Here is a 14031-nt window from a genome sequence, read left to right as displayed (position 1 = left end):
CACGCTCAGCCCCAGCCGGATCGGCGCCATCGCCCAAGCCGCCCTCGTCCTCAACAACTCGTGGAAATGAAGGCGTTGAGAAAACGTCAGTGGCCGGACGCGGGGAATTCTGCCACACGCGCAGCACGAAAAGCGGGACCTGCAAAGCCTCCGGCGCGTCGCCGAACCAGAGGTACATCCGGCTGATCCTCTGGCACTGTCACCATCCGGCAGTGCCGAAACCGGCACATCGCAGCTTTCATGTCTTCGGAGCAGACGGAGAGGTGACGGCTCAGGCGGGTCACGCATGTCGGCCCCGGCGGCAGGGCGGCCGGGCCGCCGGGAGCCCGGCCGAGGCTACCCGCGGCTGTGCACGAAAGATGCCCTGCGGACCCGATGCGCGTTTTGGGGGTATCGAAATACGCGAGGGTCTGGCCGACAGGGTGACGGCCCGTCGGTCGGTCAGATTAATCACCCGGCCAGTCCAAAGCCGCAATCGGACACCCCTGATTTTACTGGGTCTTGACGGGTGATCAGTCCATCAGAAGGCCGTATGACATGGCCTCAGAATGCGCCCGGTCAGCCCCCTGGAATCACACCTTGGACCCGTCCGAGATGACAGCCAGAAATGCGGTCAGTACGTTCATTCACGGGTCGGCTGCCCAGTCGGCCACCTCTGTCATCGAGGAGAAGAAATGAAGACGCGTACTGTCGCCCTTGCGACTTCCGCCATCGGCGTCGCAGCCCTGACTCTCACCGGAATGACCTACGCCTCCGCCACCGGGTCCTCTCAGTCCGCCCCGCAGGCCGCCCCGGCCCACGCCCCCTACGGCGGCGACAGCGGCAAGAAGGAGGAGGACAAGGGCTACGACAAGAAGGACCACGGGGACGACAAGCACCACGACAAGGGCAAGGTCATCGTCAACGGGCAGAAGTACCCGGCTCACAAGTACCAGTGCTTCCCCGTCACCAGCGTCCAGATCCCCAACGGCGACGGCCCCGTCGCCGATGACACCTTCAACGTCGAAAACCTCAGCAAGAAGATCGTCGAGTTCTTCGACACCGCCAACTGCAGCAACACACCGGAGGCCATTCTCCCGCCCAAGTCCTCCCAGTTCGTGGTCGACGGCAACGTAGAGGGCGATGTGATCGTGGGCAGCTTCAAGGTGATCGACAGCCACCACGACAAGGGCTACGACGACGAGGACCACGACGAGGACAAGGACTACTGAAACCAGCCGTCAAGGCACACCACGAAGAAGCAGTGACACAGAAGAGCAACACGGCCGCCCACGCGGCACCGGAAACCCCGGCCCGCCTCAATCGGGCCGGGGATTTCCGGCATCGGGTCACCCCCTCGCGGGGCGCCCAGCTCCGGATGGCTCCACGACTGTGCGGCCGACAACCCACACGTCTCGTCGTTCACTATGCGCCCAGCCACACATGATCGCAAAAACACGCCGGGGCCCCGCCCACGTCGCCCGCAAGCCTAAGCATTCCCAGCGCCAGTTTCAACGACGCGAAACCGGCGGCCGGCACATCAGCCGACACGACTTCGATTGCTCCATACGGATCAGTTATCCGGAAATAGGAGTGTCGGTGTCCGAAAAGCACACCCGGCAGCAGTCATCGTGGGAGGACCTTCCCTCCACGCTGTGAGAGTGCCATGGGGCTGCTGTCCAAGATTTTCCGAAGGCCGACGAGTACGCCTGACGCCCTACTGTCACGGCGACTCGAGCAAAGCATCGCAGGCGCCGGCTACTGGGCGACGAGAATGCCCAGAGAAGCCGTGCACCTGATGCAACAAGTCCAGCTGCGCAACGTCGTGGCAGCAGCCGTCATCTTCAGCACAGGCCTCATGGCATGGCCCCTCATCTCCCATGCCCCGCCGCTCACCGCGCAGGTGGTCCTCTCCGTACTCACCGGCGTCTCCGCACTCGCCATCGCCGCCCCCCACGTCACCGGGCTGAGCGAGAGGACCGAAGAAACCATCAAACTGTGCGGCTCATACGCAACCATCCACGGCGAACTCCTCAGAGCACAACAACAACTCACCGAGGGATCCGCTGAACACACCACACACGTGGCCGAACTCATCCGCCAGTACGAAAACGTCACCGCACGCAAAGACGCCGCCCTCCCCCCACCCGCACGCAGAAACAGAACACCACACCCACCACGACCCCAACCCACCCAAAACCACAACACCCACAACACCCCCCCACACCACCGACTCCAACCCCCCCGGCTCCGCGGAGAACTCAACCTCTCCACAAACGACCGGTGACACCACGCCCTAGCCACGCAACCCGGCACCATCTCGGGACTGTAAATCGTTCGGTGTAACTCCCGATCATGGAAGATGCATCGATGACCAGTGAGAACGTGGCCGAGCACGAGGCCGGCGAGTCGGCGGCGACTGTGTCGGCGAAGGCCGTGGATGACCAGCTGATCGACGAGCTGGTGAGCAGGGCCCAGGCCGAGGGTCTGCAGCTGACCGGTGAGGGCGGGCTGCTGCAGCAGCTGACCAAGCGGCTGCTGGAGTCCGCTCTCGAGGGCGAGATCACCGATCACCTCGGCTATGACAAGCAAGATCCGGCGGGCAAAGACGGTGGCAACTCCCGCAACGGCAAACGCTCCAAGACCGTGCTGACCGATGTGGGGCCGGTGGAGATATCCGTGCCCCGCGACCGGGACGGCTCCTTCGAACCGAAGATCGTCAAGAAGCGGCAGAAGCGCCTGACCGGCGTCGACGAAATGGTGATCTCGCTGGCCGCGAAGGGCCTGACCACCGGTGAAGTCCAGGCTCACCTGGCCGAGGTCTATGGCGCCGAGGTCTCCCGTCAGACCATCTCCACCATCACCGACAAGGTCCTCGAGGGCATGGCCGAATGGCAAAGCCGCCCCCTCGACGCCGTCTACCCGGTGGTCTTCATCGACGCCCTCCACGTGAAGATCCGCGACGGCGCGGTCGCCAACCGGCCCGTCTACGTGGCCCTGGCCGTCACGACCGAGGGTCGGCGCGAGATCCTGGGCCTGTGGGCCGGCGACGGCGGTGAGGGTGCCAAGCACTGGCTGCACATCCTCACCGAGATCAAGAACCGCGGTGTCAACGACGTGCTGATGCTCGTCTGCGACGGGCTCAAGGGCCTGCCCGAGGCGGTGGAGACGGTCTGGCCCCGCACCATCGTGCAGACCTGTGTGGTCCACCTGTTGCGGAACTCCTTCCGCTATGCCGCCCGCCAGGACTGGGACAAGATCGCCAGACTGCTCAAGCCTGTCTACACCGCTCCGACCGAGGAGGCCGCCCTGGACCGGTTCGCGGAGTTCGCCGATGCCTGGGGCAGGAAGTATCCGGCGATCGTGAAACTGTGGGAGAACGCGTGGGAGGAGTTCACTCCGTTCCTGCGGTTCGACACCGAGATCCACCGGATCCTCTGCACCACCAACGCGATCGAGTCGGTCAACGCCCGCATCCGGCGAGCGGTCAAGGCCCGCGGTCACTTTCCGAACGAGCAAGCCGCGTTGAAGTGCGTCTACATGGCGATCATGTCGCTCGATCCCACCGGCAAGGGACAGGCCCGCTGGACCATGCGCTGGAAGACCGCGCTGAACGCCTTCAACATCACCTTCGACGGCCGACTCTCAGCGGCCCGTCAGTAACCGTCAACCACCCCAGTTACACCGCTCGTTTGACAGACCCGGCCACGGAGCCGCCGTGGTGGAGAGCTTCGCGCAGGGTGGCGTTCTCCGTTTCGAGTTCGGCGTTTCGCAGGCTCAGCGTCTGGATGTGGTTGGCGTAGGCGGCGATGGTGGGGCGCGCCTCCCGTTGCTCGGCCGCATGTTGAGAGCGCAGCGTTCGGTCGGCCTTCTTGAGGCGGGCGATGTCTGCGGTCAGGGTGTCGGTCTGCGGGCGGGGCGCGTCCGGTGTCCGGAGCAGTCCGGTGATGATCTTCGCCAGGGGTGAGCCGGAACATCCCGCCGGGAACGGCGACATCCGGCCCCCCTCGAATCGAACCCGCCGTGGCTCGGCCGCGCGCATACGACGCCTCGGCCGGCCTGACCAACTCTGCGGCCCTGCACCCCACTTGAGCGACGAACGAGCGGGGCGCGGTACGGGCCGCCTGCACCACCGAAAAGGCGTACTCCCACGTCCAGCTCACGCGCGTACCGCCTTCAGGGCCTCGTCCAGGACCTCGCTCAGCTCCCGCAGCGCGTCCTTGGCGGCAACCGGGTCCTCGTCCTCCAGCGTGCTCATGGCCCGGGCATGCCGGGCTGCAAGGTCGGGGGCGGCGGGCGAACCCGATGCCCCTGGCCCAGCCGGCACCCAACTCCGCAACACTCAGCGACTGCCACTCCAGTGCCTTCGTGGACGCCTCGTCCTTCGTCCGCCGTATCTCCGCCAGCCGATCGGGGTCGACCACGGCGAGGGCCGCCCGCAGCATCCGAGTGCGGGGCCCCGGAAGGCCGTGGACGGTCCGGTCCGGCTCACGGCGACTGTTCGGGCGCCTCGGGCTGCCGCAGTGCCGAGGTCTTGTCGTCCAGTGGCCAGCGGCGGCAGACCGCCACGTGCAGGATCACGCCGAACGCCAATGCGTTGATGCTTGCATGTCCCACCCACGCCTCAGCGTTGGAGGTCGACCAGGTGAGCGTGTTGGCGTAGGCGAGCAGCCCGGTACAGAGCCCGGCTCCCACCGCCACGGTGACGGCAAGGGTGGCCACGCGTTCCCAGGCGGCGGACAGATACGGGCGCAACGCCCCTTCGAAGAGCATGCCGACAAGCACCCCGGCGGCACTGAAGCTGGTGGCGGCCGCCAGGATGGCGGGCGGCTCCACCCCGCCCGCGCCGTACGCGAGCGCGTAGGTGAGCGCCGCGCCACCGAGCACCAGCACGTTCCCCACGACGATCCGAAGCCATCGCTTCCGCAATGCGTTCATGGGCCAACCACGCCAGACGATGAACAGCCACACCTGCCACGAACCGCACACGGCGAGCACAACGGAGATGTCCTCCCGGGAGAACGGCCCGCTCCGGCTGAACAGGCCGGAGTCCGGCGGGGCGGGAAAGTCGTAGGCGACGTACTGCACCAGGAGAGCGACGGCCCAGGAGAGCGCCAGTGCCGCGATCCCGCCGACGAGCCGCGGCAGGCGCTTGAGCGGCCAGCCCTCGAAGGCAAGGGTCAGTTGCAGGATCGCCGTGAAGGCGGTCAGTCCCAGGGGCAACGAGGCGGGATACAACGGTGAGTGACCAGGCCCCGGAGTCGGATCGAAGATACCGGCGGCGTCGACATGACCGATCACCCGCTGCGCCGCCACCGCCAGGGCGATGCCCGTTGCCGCGATCAGGAGTATGTCCACGCATGCTGACCACTTGGGACGCAGGCTGGAACCCGGCCAGTCCTCCCACCAGAAGGCGATCACCGTCAGGGGCGGCAGCGCGAATGTGACGAGGGGCGAGAGGACGACAACCGAGTCCTCCGCGCCACCCAGCCCGAACGCGAACAGCAAGGCGACCGGAACGACCACCAGGAGGCCCGCCATGCCGAGGCCGGGCTGCGTGCCTATGCGGGCACGTTCGGCATCGAGAAACGCCTTGGCGTGCCGGTGCGCCGGAGTCGTCACCGTCGGCTGGTCCGGCAGCTTGCCGAACTGAGTACGGGACGTGGACGTCGGTTGTTTGTCGGGCATGACCCCTCACTTTTCATGAATGCGGTGGCACTGCCGCAACCATGGCGCGGATCAGTCCTCGGGACATCGGTCATCTGACCGGATGTGTAAAGCCCAATAAGTCGGTCAGTTTCACCATGCGGCCCACTGGATCTGTCACATGACGGCCCAGGAGACAGCCGCGGTGTCATGGTGAATGCGCGTGCCTCCTTCTCAGGGCAGCCGTCGTGGCGATCGGCGACGAGCTCGGCGACGATCGACAGGACCGTCTCCTCAGGTGTGCGCGCGCCGAGGTCAAGGCCGATCGGTGAACGCAGTCGTGCCAGTTGAGCGGCACGACGCCGCGCTGGCCGGCGCCGCCCGCCTGAACACCTCGGTCTCGCTGTTGCCGACCATCAGTCCCAGCACTTCGCGTCCGCCGTCCTTGGTGATGCCGGTGGCGATGATCACGGCCTGCGCATGATCGGCTGCGTCAATCAGACGAGCTTGCGTGAGGGGTGAGCCAGCGCGTGAGAATGTTGTTGGTGTTCCTCACCGAGTTCGGTGCGGATGCGTTCCCCGAAAGCGGCGGCAGAGTCAGCGGGCGGTGACTGGGCCGGCGGCGTCGATGAGGTAGATCCTGCTTCTGGGGGTGCGGTAGCCGGAGCCGTCGAAGTCTGATCGATATCGTCCAATCCGGACCTCCACAATGAGGTGGGTTCCGGTCTGGGCAAGATGGTGCAGCAGCGCTGTCCGGTCGACGCGCACGCGATATCCACAGAATGTGGTCTGGCGTTCACTGCTGTTGTGATCAGGATCGACCCACTGCTCTGCGCGAGTAATACCCGCCCTATCCTGGGCAATCAAGATTGCCCATCGCCGCCTGGCACAACGCCAGGCCGATCAGCCACGAACCGCTGCGAACAGGGCAAGACCGAGACACGCCACAGCACCAGCAGCCAACAGATCAGCTCCGACCGACCAGGTGAAGCGCCACTGAAGACCAGCCGGACTCTGTGCTGGCGCCGGCTTTGACGCGGCCCGCGTAGCAGTTGAGCCCGCACGGCATCAGCGCAGACGCTGGAGAAGTCATAGAGCATGTCCCACGCGGACTTGTCGAACCACAGAAAGTCGCCCCTCTCCCCGGCGCCGGTCTCCAGGACCAGACCGCCCCGCCACGAGTTGCGGTGCAACTCCTTCACGGCCGAGCAGGGTGACTAGGGCGGCGTTCAGCTGCTCCACCAAGGCGACTCCAACTGGCCTCAGTTCACGGGTGGTTTGTGAAGATCAGGCGTTGTGAGGTGGCTCCGGGTGGCGGCTTGATTTGGGACCACCGGTCTCCAGATCGGCAGCCGGGACTGGCGCAGTTGTCACCGCGCGAGTCCCGGCTCTTCGTCAGCGGGAGCAGATCACGGCGACGAGGGTGAAGGAGGCGAAGAAGGGCCCCTCGGAAAGCGAGGTGAACCACCGGCGGCCGCGTGCTTCGTCGATGTGACCGTCCTGGATGGCTTGTTGCATGTTGCGGCCGAGTCCCAGGGTGTGATCCGCGTCCTGGAAGTCGAGGAAGACCGGTGTCGTGGCCCTCACCGTCTCGACAACGAAGCCTGTTTGCTCCGCGAGACGGGCTAGCCGGCGGCCGATGGTGGCGTGACGGACCACTTCCGACGTGGTGTAACGCGTGAACGCGCGGCTCGTGTCGAGATCCTCGGCATCGACCACCAGGGTGTCCCAGTCCGGCTCGGCCAGACCGATCCGTGCCCCTGGCCGCGTGACCAGGTGAAGCTGTTCCAGCACACCGGCCGGCTCGGCGACGTGCATGAGCACCTGGTCGATCTTGGCCCGGTCCACCGTGCCGGGCTCGACGGGGAGGGCGTGGGCGTCTGCTTCGCGGATTTGAACTGCCGGCAGGCCGCTGGTGCGTCGGCGGGCTTCTGCCAGCATCGCCGGGTCGCGGTCCACGCCGATCACTGTGCCGCTCACGCCGACACGTTCCGCAAACGTCGGCAGGTCTGTGCCCGGGCCGCATCCCACGTCGAGCGCGGTCTGGTCTGGCTGGACGTCCAGCAGTTCCATTAACTCCTGCTTGTAGCTGCGGCCGGCGGCGCTGGCCGCAGCTCGGAGCATGTAGGCGGCCTGGTCAGGTCGGGGCGCGCCGAGAGTGGTTGACATGCGGGAAAGTGAAACACGGTCCATGATCCGTGGGCAGCGCGATTCAAGGACGGGCTTCTATTTGGTGCTGTTGTTCCTGACCTTGGTGCGGGCCAGGCGGTAGGACTCAGTGCCGGTCTCTATGAGGGTGGCGTTGAAGGTGAGTCGGTCCACGATCGCCGCGCAGAGCCTCGGGTCGGTGAAGGTTTTGGACCAGCCGTCTGGGGCTGGCACTTGTTCTCTCACAAGGGTTGCCGCTGCCACCTGGCCGTATCCCGCTCCTGCGGTCCTCGTTGGTTCTCGTGGCAGCAGCCCGGTTTTCAAGGTGCCGCCTTGACCGTTCAGGTGCGAGGAAGGTATGCCGGTGGCCGAGGCGAGACTGCACCCATGAGGGTCGATGCTGTCAAGACGTGAGTCGGTCTGGCCTGCGGCTCCGCGGTGGGGCCGGGGCTGTGTCTGTTTGGGTTTTCGTTGACGGCGTGGGAGTGAGCGAAGAGCCGTAGCGGTGGTGGCTGTTGTGTATCCCCGAGTGGTGATCTGGGCCGGCGAAGAGGTCTCGCATGCACCCATTCGGCACCAGGCTGCTGCTTGGTGCCATGGTCGTGATTCGGGGAACCGGGCTGCTCAGTCAGGTCATCGAGCGCGGCGGAGTCGGCTCATGCAGTTTCACGAGCGCACCGGCGCCGGGCGACCGCCTGCGGCGGTGGCGGTTCACCGAGGCCTCTTACAAGGTTCGATGTCGGCTTCCTGCAGGACGTGGTAGGCGCGGGTGATCAGTTTCCGGGCGATGGCGGTGGTGGCGATCTTCTTCCCGCGGCGGTGTGCGATGGCCTGGTAGGTGTCCACGAACTCGGGTGATCTCTTGGCGGTCTGGGCCGCCTCGCACAAGATCCACCGTAGCCATGCCGAGCCCTGCTTCGAGATGTGGCCGTGCCGGACGGTCAGATCCGAGCTGCGGACTGTGGGGGTGAGTCCGGCCCAGGAGGCCGGCTTGCGTGCATCGGGGAAGCGGGAGATGTCGCCGACCTCGGTGACGATTACCAGCGCGGTGAGGATTCCGACCCCGGGTAGCCGGGTGAGGGCAGCAACCCGTGGATCATCGCGGGCCCGGGCGGCCAGCAGACGGTCCAGGGCATCGATCGGCTCCTTGAGCGCGTCCAGCACGGCCAGCAACTGGTCGACGACGATGCGGGAGGCGTCCGGAAGGTCGAGGCCCTCCGCCACGCCCGCCCTGCGGCAGTGAAACAGGCCCCGGGCCGCTCGAGACCGTGCTCGGCGAGCACGGCGTGGATGCGGTTGCGCAGCAGGGTACGCAGGCGCACCAAGTGGAAGCGGTGCGTAGCAGGATGCGCTGCTGCCGGACGGCCGCGGGGATGATCCATGCCTCCGGCAGCAGGTCCGCACGCAGCAGCTGAGCGAGGGGTGCGGCATCGACCTTGTCGTTCTTCAACCGGGCCGAGGCGATCGCCTTGCACCGTGAGGGATGGACCAGATGGGGCTGAAAGCCGTAGTCCTCCAGCATTTCCACCAACCAGCCCCAACCGAACGCGGCCTCGAAGGCGACGGGCGCGCCGATCGGCAGGTCCCCGATGACCCCCGACACGGGGTGCACGCCATTGGGCACATTCTGGTTCACTCGCACCGCACCGTCGTGACCCACCACGGCGATCTGCGAGCGCTTGCGATGCACGTCGGTACCGACGTAGACAGACATCGAGGGCCTCCTTCCCGAGCTCGCACCTACCCGGACAGTAGGTACCGCCGGGCTGAGCAGGAAAGGGGGCTCGGCCCTCATAGAGTCAGGTCAGGGGATCGTCCTATGCCGCCCGGAAACGCTCTTCCTCTGAAGCGCAGCGAGATCGGTCTCACTGCGCCGTGTCGGCGTTCCTCTCCTCGCGGGCGAGGCCGGTGAGGATCCTTAAGGGAGAGGCGAAGCTGAACGCGCTGCCCGTGATCCGGGCGCTGCTGGCGGACCAGACGAGCGCGGGCGAAGTGCTCGGGGCAACCTTCGCTCGCGATCAGGGCGAGTTCTTCGACCTTATCCTCGAACTCGCGGACTTCACCGCCACGTGCATCACCATCCGCGAGGCCCGATCCGGAACGCCGGCCGCCGACACGCTGGCCGACCTGGAGGAGATGCTCAGGTGACCGGGATGTCGGCTCCTTCGTCGAGCCGGTCGGCCAGGATCATGGCTACGTCGTCTGCGAGGTGACCTTCGGTGTGGTGGATCAATGCGTGGTGCAGTTGGTGAAGAAATTCCTGAGGGGTGGTGCTGAAGCTGATCGATTCCATGGTCTCGGGCAGGGGGAAGAAGGTGTTGTCGGGGTTGCGGGCTTCGATCACGCCATCGGTGTACAGGAGCAGGCGGTCGCCGGGTGCGAAGGGGTGGCTCTCCGGCTTTTCGGGAAGGTCGGGCATCAGGTCTTCCAGGCCCAGGGGCGGAAGCGGTGTGGTGGGCATCAAGGTCTGGGTCCGGCCCTCGTGCAGTACCAGCGGGGGTGGGTGGCCGCGGTTGACCAGCTGTACTACGGGTTCGTCGTGGGGTATCTGGGCGATGAGTGCGGTGGTGAATCCCTCCATCAGGGCTTCCTCGGGATAGGAGCCCGGCACGGCGGCCTCCCGGCGCAGCGCGGCGGCGCAGTGGTTCATGACCTGGACCAGGTCCTCCTCGTAGTGCGCGGCCTCCCGGAAGGCGCCCAGTGTCGTGGCGACCGCGCGCATGGCGTTCAGCCCCTTGCCGCGGACGTCCCCCACGATCATCCGGATGCCATACCGCGTCTGCACGGCCTCGTACAGATCACCGCCGACCTGTGCCCCGGTGCCGGCCGCGAGGCACAGGCCGGCCGCCCGCACCGGGCCCAGACGCTCGGGGACCGGCCGCAGAATGACCTCCTGTGCGCACACGGCGATCCGGCGAACCTGGTCGAGCTCGCGCCGCCGGTACGCACGCACGGCGCTGCTGATGATGAAGCCGGCTGCGGAGACCAGAGTCAGAGCCAGGAAGTTGGTATAGACCTGGAGAGTGCCCCACGCCTGGTTATAGGTAGCGGTGGTCACGCTGATCGCCAGAGCCAGAGCCGTCGCCGAGATGGTGCCCTTGGGGCCGATCGTCACTGCGGCCAGCGCCGGCGTCGCGACGAGCAGGGGGCCGGTATAGATGAAGTGGGCGGGGGTGAGCTCGATGGCCAGCACGGCCAGCGCGATCACGAACGGCAGGCACTGCGCCAGTGTGAGCAGGACCCTGCTGTGAGCGTCCGCTCCTGGTCGAGAAGGTGGGCGAAAGAGCGACGCCATGGATTCAGGCTGCCTCGCTGACGCTCTGGTGAGCTCCTGAGGGACCGAACTCCCGCCATGTGAAGCACTGAGGCCTCCGACTTGGCCGCAGATCCGCCTGATGCCAGATCCAAGATTCCGGCACACACTCCTGGTGTGCTCGATTTTTCGTTCGATTATGCGGCGGGCGCGGCACAGGCCTCCTTCCCTCACGACCTGGTCCAGCTCCAGGCCGACTCGTACCGGGCCTGCACCGAGGAGAACTGCACCCGATGGCTCTGATGACGACGACTCCCCATACCCGGCAGCGATCACAGTCGCGTACCCGGGTCAGATCCGGTTGAGGGTGTGCAGGGTGGCGGGGACGGGCTCCGTGGGCCATGCGGCGTGAGACTCCTCAGCTACTTCATGCGCAAGCCCCTAAGCTTGCCCCAGTCTGTCCAAATTTTCCTGTGAGGTGTGTCACAGCGACTGAGGGTGGTGGACGGCTGAAGCGAGCGCCGGGGTGCGTGTCTCGTGCGCCGGGGACCGCGCCCCTTGTCGCTGGTCGTGCGCAGGTGGAAGCTGTGCGATCAGCGGCCGGCATGCGGGGGCTATGTGCGGGGCCCGTGGGAGTGGTGAAGTGGTTCGACCCGGAACGGGGTGTGGGCCGTGTCGTGCAGGACGGCGGAGGGCCCTCCGCGATTGCGTAGGTCCAGGGCGTGGGCAGCGACGCCGCCTCCTTGCGCGTCGGCCGGTACGACCTGCGCCTCCTGGTTGTCCTCGAAGTAGCGGCCGGTCACGGCATCGAGCAGCGGCGATGCGGCGAGCAGCACGGACGCCGCGGCACCCTGCGCAGGAGTCTTGCAGTGCGGCGGTGGGGTGAGGTTCCCGTCCTCGTCCATCACGCCGAACGCACGCATGGTGTCGTCGTCGAGATTGCGCCGGAGGTTGGTGAGGATGAACCCTGGATCGAGCGCATTGGCGGTGATGCCGTCGACCGCCCAGCGAGGGGCGCCCACGGCGAACAGGACGTCGGCGGTCTTGGACTGCCCGTAGGCCACCCACCGGTCATAGGGACGCTGCTCGAAGTACGGGTCGTCGAAGTCGAAGGACGCCCAGCGGTGGGCGCCGGAGCTGACGACCACGATGCGGGCGGAGCCCGCGTCACCCAGCGCAGCGTGCAGCGCGCCGGCCGGGGCGAAGTGCCCGAGGAAGTTGGTGGCGAGCTGCATCTCCCAGTCCGCGTCTGTGACGGTCCGCTCCGGAAGCGCCATGATCCCCGCGTTGGCCACGAGGATGTCGAGCGGCCTGCGCCAGGCCCGCGCGAACGCGTCCACCGACGCCAGGTCTGCCAGGTCCAGCGCCACGGTCCGCACGAGGCCCGCGGCGGGGACGTCGGCGAGTTCGCGTGTTCGTCACCCGCTCCCGCATCCGGGCAATGACCGAGGCCAAGGACTCCACGGCTGCGGTCGCTGCGTCGCTGTCCTGTACCCAACCAGCGGGGTAGACGGGCACGTTGCTGTCGGCAGCGATGGTCGCCGCCCGGCCGTCGGGCGTGATGCCGAGCGCAGCGGCCCTCTCGGCGACAGCGTCGGAGAACTCCCGGGCGCCCGTCACGACCTCGTCGAGCTGGAGATGAATGGAGCAAAGCGTCGCCCGTACAGGCTCCAGTGGACCTGCTTGCCCGTCAGCGACAGATCCAGCAGGTCTACCAGGGCGCCCTGCAAGGCCTCGGCGATGACCTTGCGGTCGGCTTCCGGCAATGGGCTCGTAATGACAAACATGGCATGTCCTCCATCCTCAGGGGAGAACTTCAGCCTTTTCAGGTGCTTTGCCGGAGCGGTGCAAGAGATCGAAGGTGCGATGTGCGAGCCGGTGCCGGAAATCGGCGTCGAGGGTAATGGGGTTCGGCTGGACCGGTCGTCTCTCGTCCAGGTACTGGCCGGCCCACCTACCGGTGGACAGGGCGGCATTCACTACGTTGTGCGCTCCGTGCACGACCGAGTCACCGCCGATATCGAACATGGCGTGCAAGAGCTCGGTGCTGATGACTCCCGGGTGGAGACTTACAGTGTCCGGCTGCGGCGGGGCCGCTTGTTCAACCAGCCACCGAGCGTGCGCCACCAAGGCCAGCTTCGAGCGCGCGTACGCAGTCGTTGCGCTGTAGTGGGAGCGCTCGAGATTGAGGTCGTCCGGGTCGAGCGAAGCGGACAGATGGGTCGCCGAAGCGACATGTACTACTCGGCCGCCGGATGCAACGAGCAACGGGGTGAGACGTTCGGTGAGCAGCACGGCCGCCAGGTAGTTCGTCTGGAGAGTCGCTTCATTGCCGTCGTGACTGAGCCGGCGTCGCGGTGCTCCCGGGCGGCCGGCGTTGTTGATGAGCACATCGACCCGATCCGTGATCTTCGAGATCTCGGAGGCGAGTGCGCGCACCATGGCCAGGCTGTCGAAGTCAGCGTGTACGTAATGCACCTCTCCTGAGCCGGCAGCGCGGAGCTCCTCCAGCTGCCCAGTGACTTCTTGTGGCCTTTGCGGGCCATGGAGGATCAATCGGGTCACCTGCGGCGCCAGCAGACGGGCGGCGGCTCGCCCGATGCCGCTGGTCGCGCCGGTGAGCACCACAGTCATGTCATGTGTTCTCAATCGAATCTCCGGTCGTTGTCGGTTCTCTCATGCGATCTGTTCGCCGTCGGGGTAGTCGGTGGACTTCGACAGCTCGCTCCAAGCGGCGGTCTCGGCGTCGAAGGCGGCGCGGGCGTCGGTGACGAGCCGGAGTGCGTCGCTGCCGAGGATGAGGTGGGTCGGCGGGTTCTCGGCATCGATGACGGCGAGCAGGGCACGGCCGGCTTGGGCGGGGTTGCCGGGCTGGTGGCCGCTCATGGCGAGGCGGCGTTCGCGGGTCGCGGCGAAGATCTTGTCGTAGTCGGCGATGGTGCTCTCGACGCGGTGCATGGAGCGGCCGGCCCAGTCGGTGCGGAAGGAGCCGGGCTCGATGGCGG

General features: G+C 66.6%; 11 protein-coding genes and 7 pseudogenes. 5 read left to right on the top strand and 13 right to left on the bottom strand.

From position 1 onward, the window contains the following. Positions 1 to 674 precede the first annotated feature (674 nt). The 3 genes from ACFVJQ_RS44315 (at position 675) to ACFVJQ_RS44305 (ending at position 3642) form a co-directional block, all read left to right on the top strand. The gene (locus ACFVJQ_RS44315; RefSeq protein ID WP_385517886.1) at positions 675 to 1211 is read left to right on the top strand and encodes a hypothetical protein; all 537 of its coding nucleotides are present in this window, start codon (positions 675 to 677) and stop codon (positions 1209 to 1211) included. 566 nt (positions 1212 to 1777) lie between these two features. Continuing rightward, positions 1778 to 2266 (top strand): hypothetical protein, encoded by a 489-nt coding sequence (locus ACFVJQ_RS44310; protein WP_385791579.1) that lies wholly within the window; start codon positions 1778 to 1780, stop codon positions 2264 to 2266. 83 nt (positions 2267 to 2349) lie between these two features. Continuing rightward, entirely contained in the window at positions 2350 to 3642 is a 1293-nt protein-coding gene (locus tag ACFVJQ_RS44305; protein ID WP_385791577.1) for an IS256 family transposase, read from the top strand. 16 nt (positions 3643 to 3658) lie between these two features. On the opposite strand, the gene ACFVJQ_RS44300 is transcribed toward ACFVJQ_RS44305, so the two are convergent. The 8 genes and pseudogenes from ACFVJQ_RS44300 to ACFVJQ_RS44265 form a co-directional block, all read right to left on the bottom strand. Then, a complete protein-coding gene (locus ACFVJQ_RS44300) occupies positions 3659 to 3976 on the bottom strand; it encodes a hypothetical protein (RefSeq protein WP_385791572.1) in 318 nt (105 codons plus the stop codon). Between the two features lie 491 nt (positions 3977 to 4467). Further along, positions 4468 to 5667 (bottom strand): hypothetical protein, encoded by a 1200-nt coding sequence (locus ACFVJQ_RS44295; protein WP_385791570.1) that lies wholly within the window; start codon positions 5665 to 5667, stop codon positions 4468 to 4470. A gap of 200 nt (positions 5668 to 5867) precedes the next feature. Then, positions 5868 to 5975: pseudogene (locus ACFVJQ_RS44290) on the bottom strand (XdhC family protein); the annotation flags it as partial. 37 nt (positions 5976 to 6012) lie between these two features. After that, positions 6013 to 6105 (bottom strand): annotated as a pseudogene (locus ACFVJQ_RS44285) (transposase); the annotation flags it as partial. Positions 6106 to 7020: 915 nt separating this feature from the next. After that, positions 7021 to 7794 (bottom strand): methyltransferase domain-containing protein, encoded by a 774-nt coding sequence (locus ACFVJQ_RS44280; protein ID WP_385791568.1) that lies wholly within the window; start codon positions 7792 to 7794, stop codon positions 7021 to 7023. Between the two features lie 57 nt (positions 7795 to 7851). Next, positions 7852 to 7992, bottom strand: a pseudogene (locus ACFVJQ_RS44275) (ATP-binding protein); the annotation flags it as partial. A gap of 492 nt (positions 7993 to 8484) precedes the next feature. Continuing rightward, positions 8485 to 8997: a transposase gene (locus tag ACFVJQ_RS44270; RefSeq protein ID WP_385791566.1), complete on the bottom strand. Its 513-nt coding sequence runs from the start codon at positions 8995 to 8997 to the stop codon at positions 8485 to 8487. A gap of 121 nt (positions 8998 to 9118) precedes the next feature. Then, a pseudogene (locus ACFVJQ_RS44265) lies at positions 9119 to 9487 on the bottom strand (transposase); the annotation flags it as partial. Between the two features lie 161 nt (positions 9488 to 9648). Between ACFVJQ_RS44265 and ACFVJQ_RS44260 the strand changes: the two are divergent. Beyond that, positions 9649 to 9921, top strand: a complete 273-nt coding sequence (locus tag ACFVJQ_RS44260; protein ID WP_385791564.1) for a hypothetical protein — start codon at positions 9649 to 9651, stop codon at positions 9919 to 9921. On the opposite strand, the gene ACFVJQ_RS44255 is transcribed toward ACFVJQ_RS44260, so the two are convergent. Continuing rightward, on the bottom strand, positions 9914 to 11068 hold the full coding sequence (locus ACFVJQ_RS44255) for a PP2C family protein-serine/threonine phosphatase (protein WP_385791562.1): 1155 nt from the start codon (positions 11066 to 11068) through the stop codon (positions 9914 to 9916). The genes ACFVJQ_RS44260 and ACFVJQ_RS44255 overlap by 8 nt on opposite strands. Before the next feature lie 135 nt (positions 11069 to 11203). Between ACFVJQ_RS44255 and ACFVJQ_RS44250 the strand changes: the two genes are divergently transcribed. Beyond that, positions 11204 to 11329: a hypothetical protein gene (locus tag ACFVJQ_RS44250; protein ID WP_385791560.1), complete on the top strand. Its 126-nt coding sequence runs from the start codon at positions 11204 to 11206 to the stop codon at positions 11327 to 11329. Between the two features lie 311 nt (positions 11330 to 11640). On the opposite strand, the pseudogene ACFVJQ_RS44245 reads toward ACFVJQ_RS44250, so the two are convergent. From ACFVJQ_RS44245 to ACFVJQ_RS44230, 4 genes and pseudogenes are all read right to left on the bottom strand, one after another. Then, positions 11641 to 12414: pseudogene (locus ACFVJQ_RS44245) on the bottom strand (SDR family NAD(P)-dependent oxidoreductase); the annotation flags it as partial. 22 nt (positions 12415 to 12436) lie between these two features. Continuing rightward, positions 12437 to 12813, bottom strand: a pseudogene (locus tag ACFVJQ_RS44240) (Dps family protein); the annotation flags it as partial. Between the two features lie 16 nt (positions 12814 to 12829). After that, positions 12830 to 13660 carry an SDR family NAD(P)-dependent oxidoreductase gene (locus ACFVJQ_RS44235; protein WP_385791558.1) on the bottom strand — a complete coding sequence of 277 codons (831 nt, stop codon included), beginning with the start codon at positions 13658 to 13660 and terminating at the stop codon, positions 12830 to 12832. A gap of 42 nt (positions 13661 to 13702) precedes the next feature. Beyond that, positions 13703 to 14031, bottom strand: a pseudogene (locus ACFVJQ_RS44230) (short-chain dehydrogenase/reductase); the annotation flags it as partial.

It is taken from the genome of Streptomyces sp. NPDC127197 (assembly GCF_042672405.1).
In the GTDB taxonomy this organism is placed as follows: Bacteria; Actinomycetota; Actinomycetes; order Streptomycetales; family Streptomycetaceae; genus Streptomyces; species Streptomyces flavusporus.
This window is presented reverse-complemented; position numbering and strand designations above follow the sequence as displayed.

Excerpts from the sequence above, each read along its gene's own strand:
- ACFVJQ_RS44235 (WP_385791558.1), bottom strand. The coding sequence starts at position 13,660 with ATGACTGTGGTGCTCACCGGCGCGACCAGCGGCATCGGGCGAGCCGCC.
- ACFVJQ_RS44305 (WP_385791577.1), top strand. The coding sequence starts at position 2,350 with ATGACCAGTGAGAACGTGGCCGAGCACGAGGCCGGCGAGTCGGCGGCG.
- ACFVJQ_RS44315 (WP_385517886.1), top strand. The coding sequence starts at position 675 with ATGAAGACGCGTACTGTCGCCCTTGCGACTTCCGCCATCGGCGTCGCA.
- ACFVJQ_RS44310 (WP_385791579.1), top strand. The coding sequence starts at position 1,778 with ATGCAACAAGTCCAGCTGCGCAACGTCGTGGCAGCAGCCGTCATCTTC.
- ACFVJQ_RS44300 (WP_385791572.1), bottom strand. The coding sequence starts at position 3,976 with ATGTCGCCGTTCCCGGCGGGATGTTCCGGCTCACCCCTGGCGAAGATC.
- ACFVJQ_RS44255 (WP_385791562.1), bottom strand. The coding sequence starts at position 11,068 with ATGGCGTCGCTCTTTCGCCCACCTTCTCGACCAGGAGCGGACGCTCAC.
- ACFVJQ_RS44295 (WP_385791570.1), bottom strand. The coding sequence starts at position 5,667 with ATGCCCGACAAACAACCGACGTCCACGTCCCGTACTCAGTTCGGCAAG.
- ACFVJQ_RS44280 (WP_385791568.1), bottom strand. The coding sequence starts at position 7,794 with ATGTCAACCACTCTCGGCGCGCCCCGACCTGACCAGGCCGCCTACATG.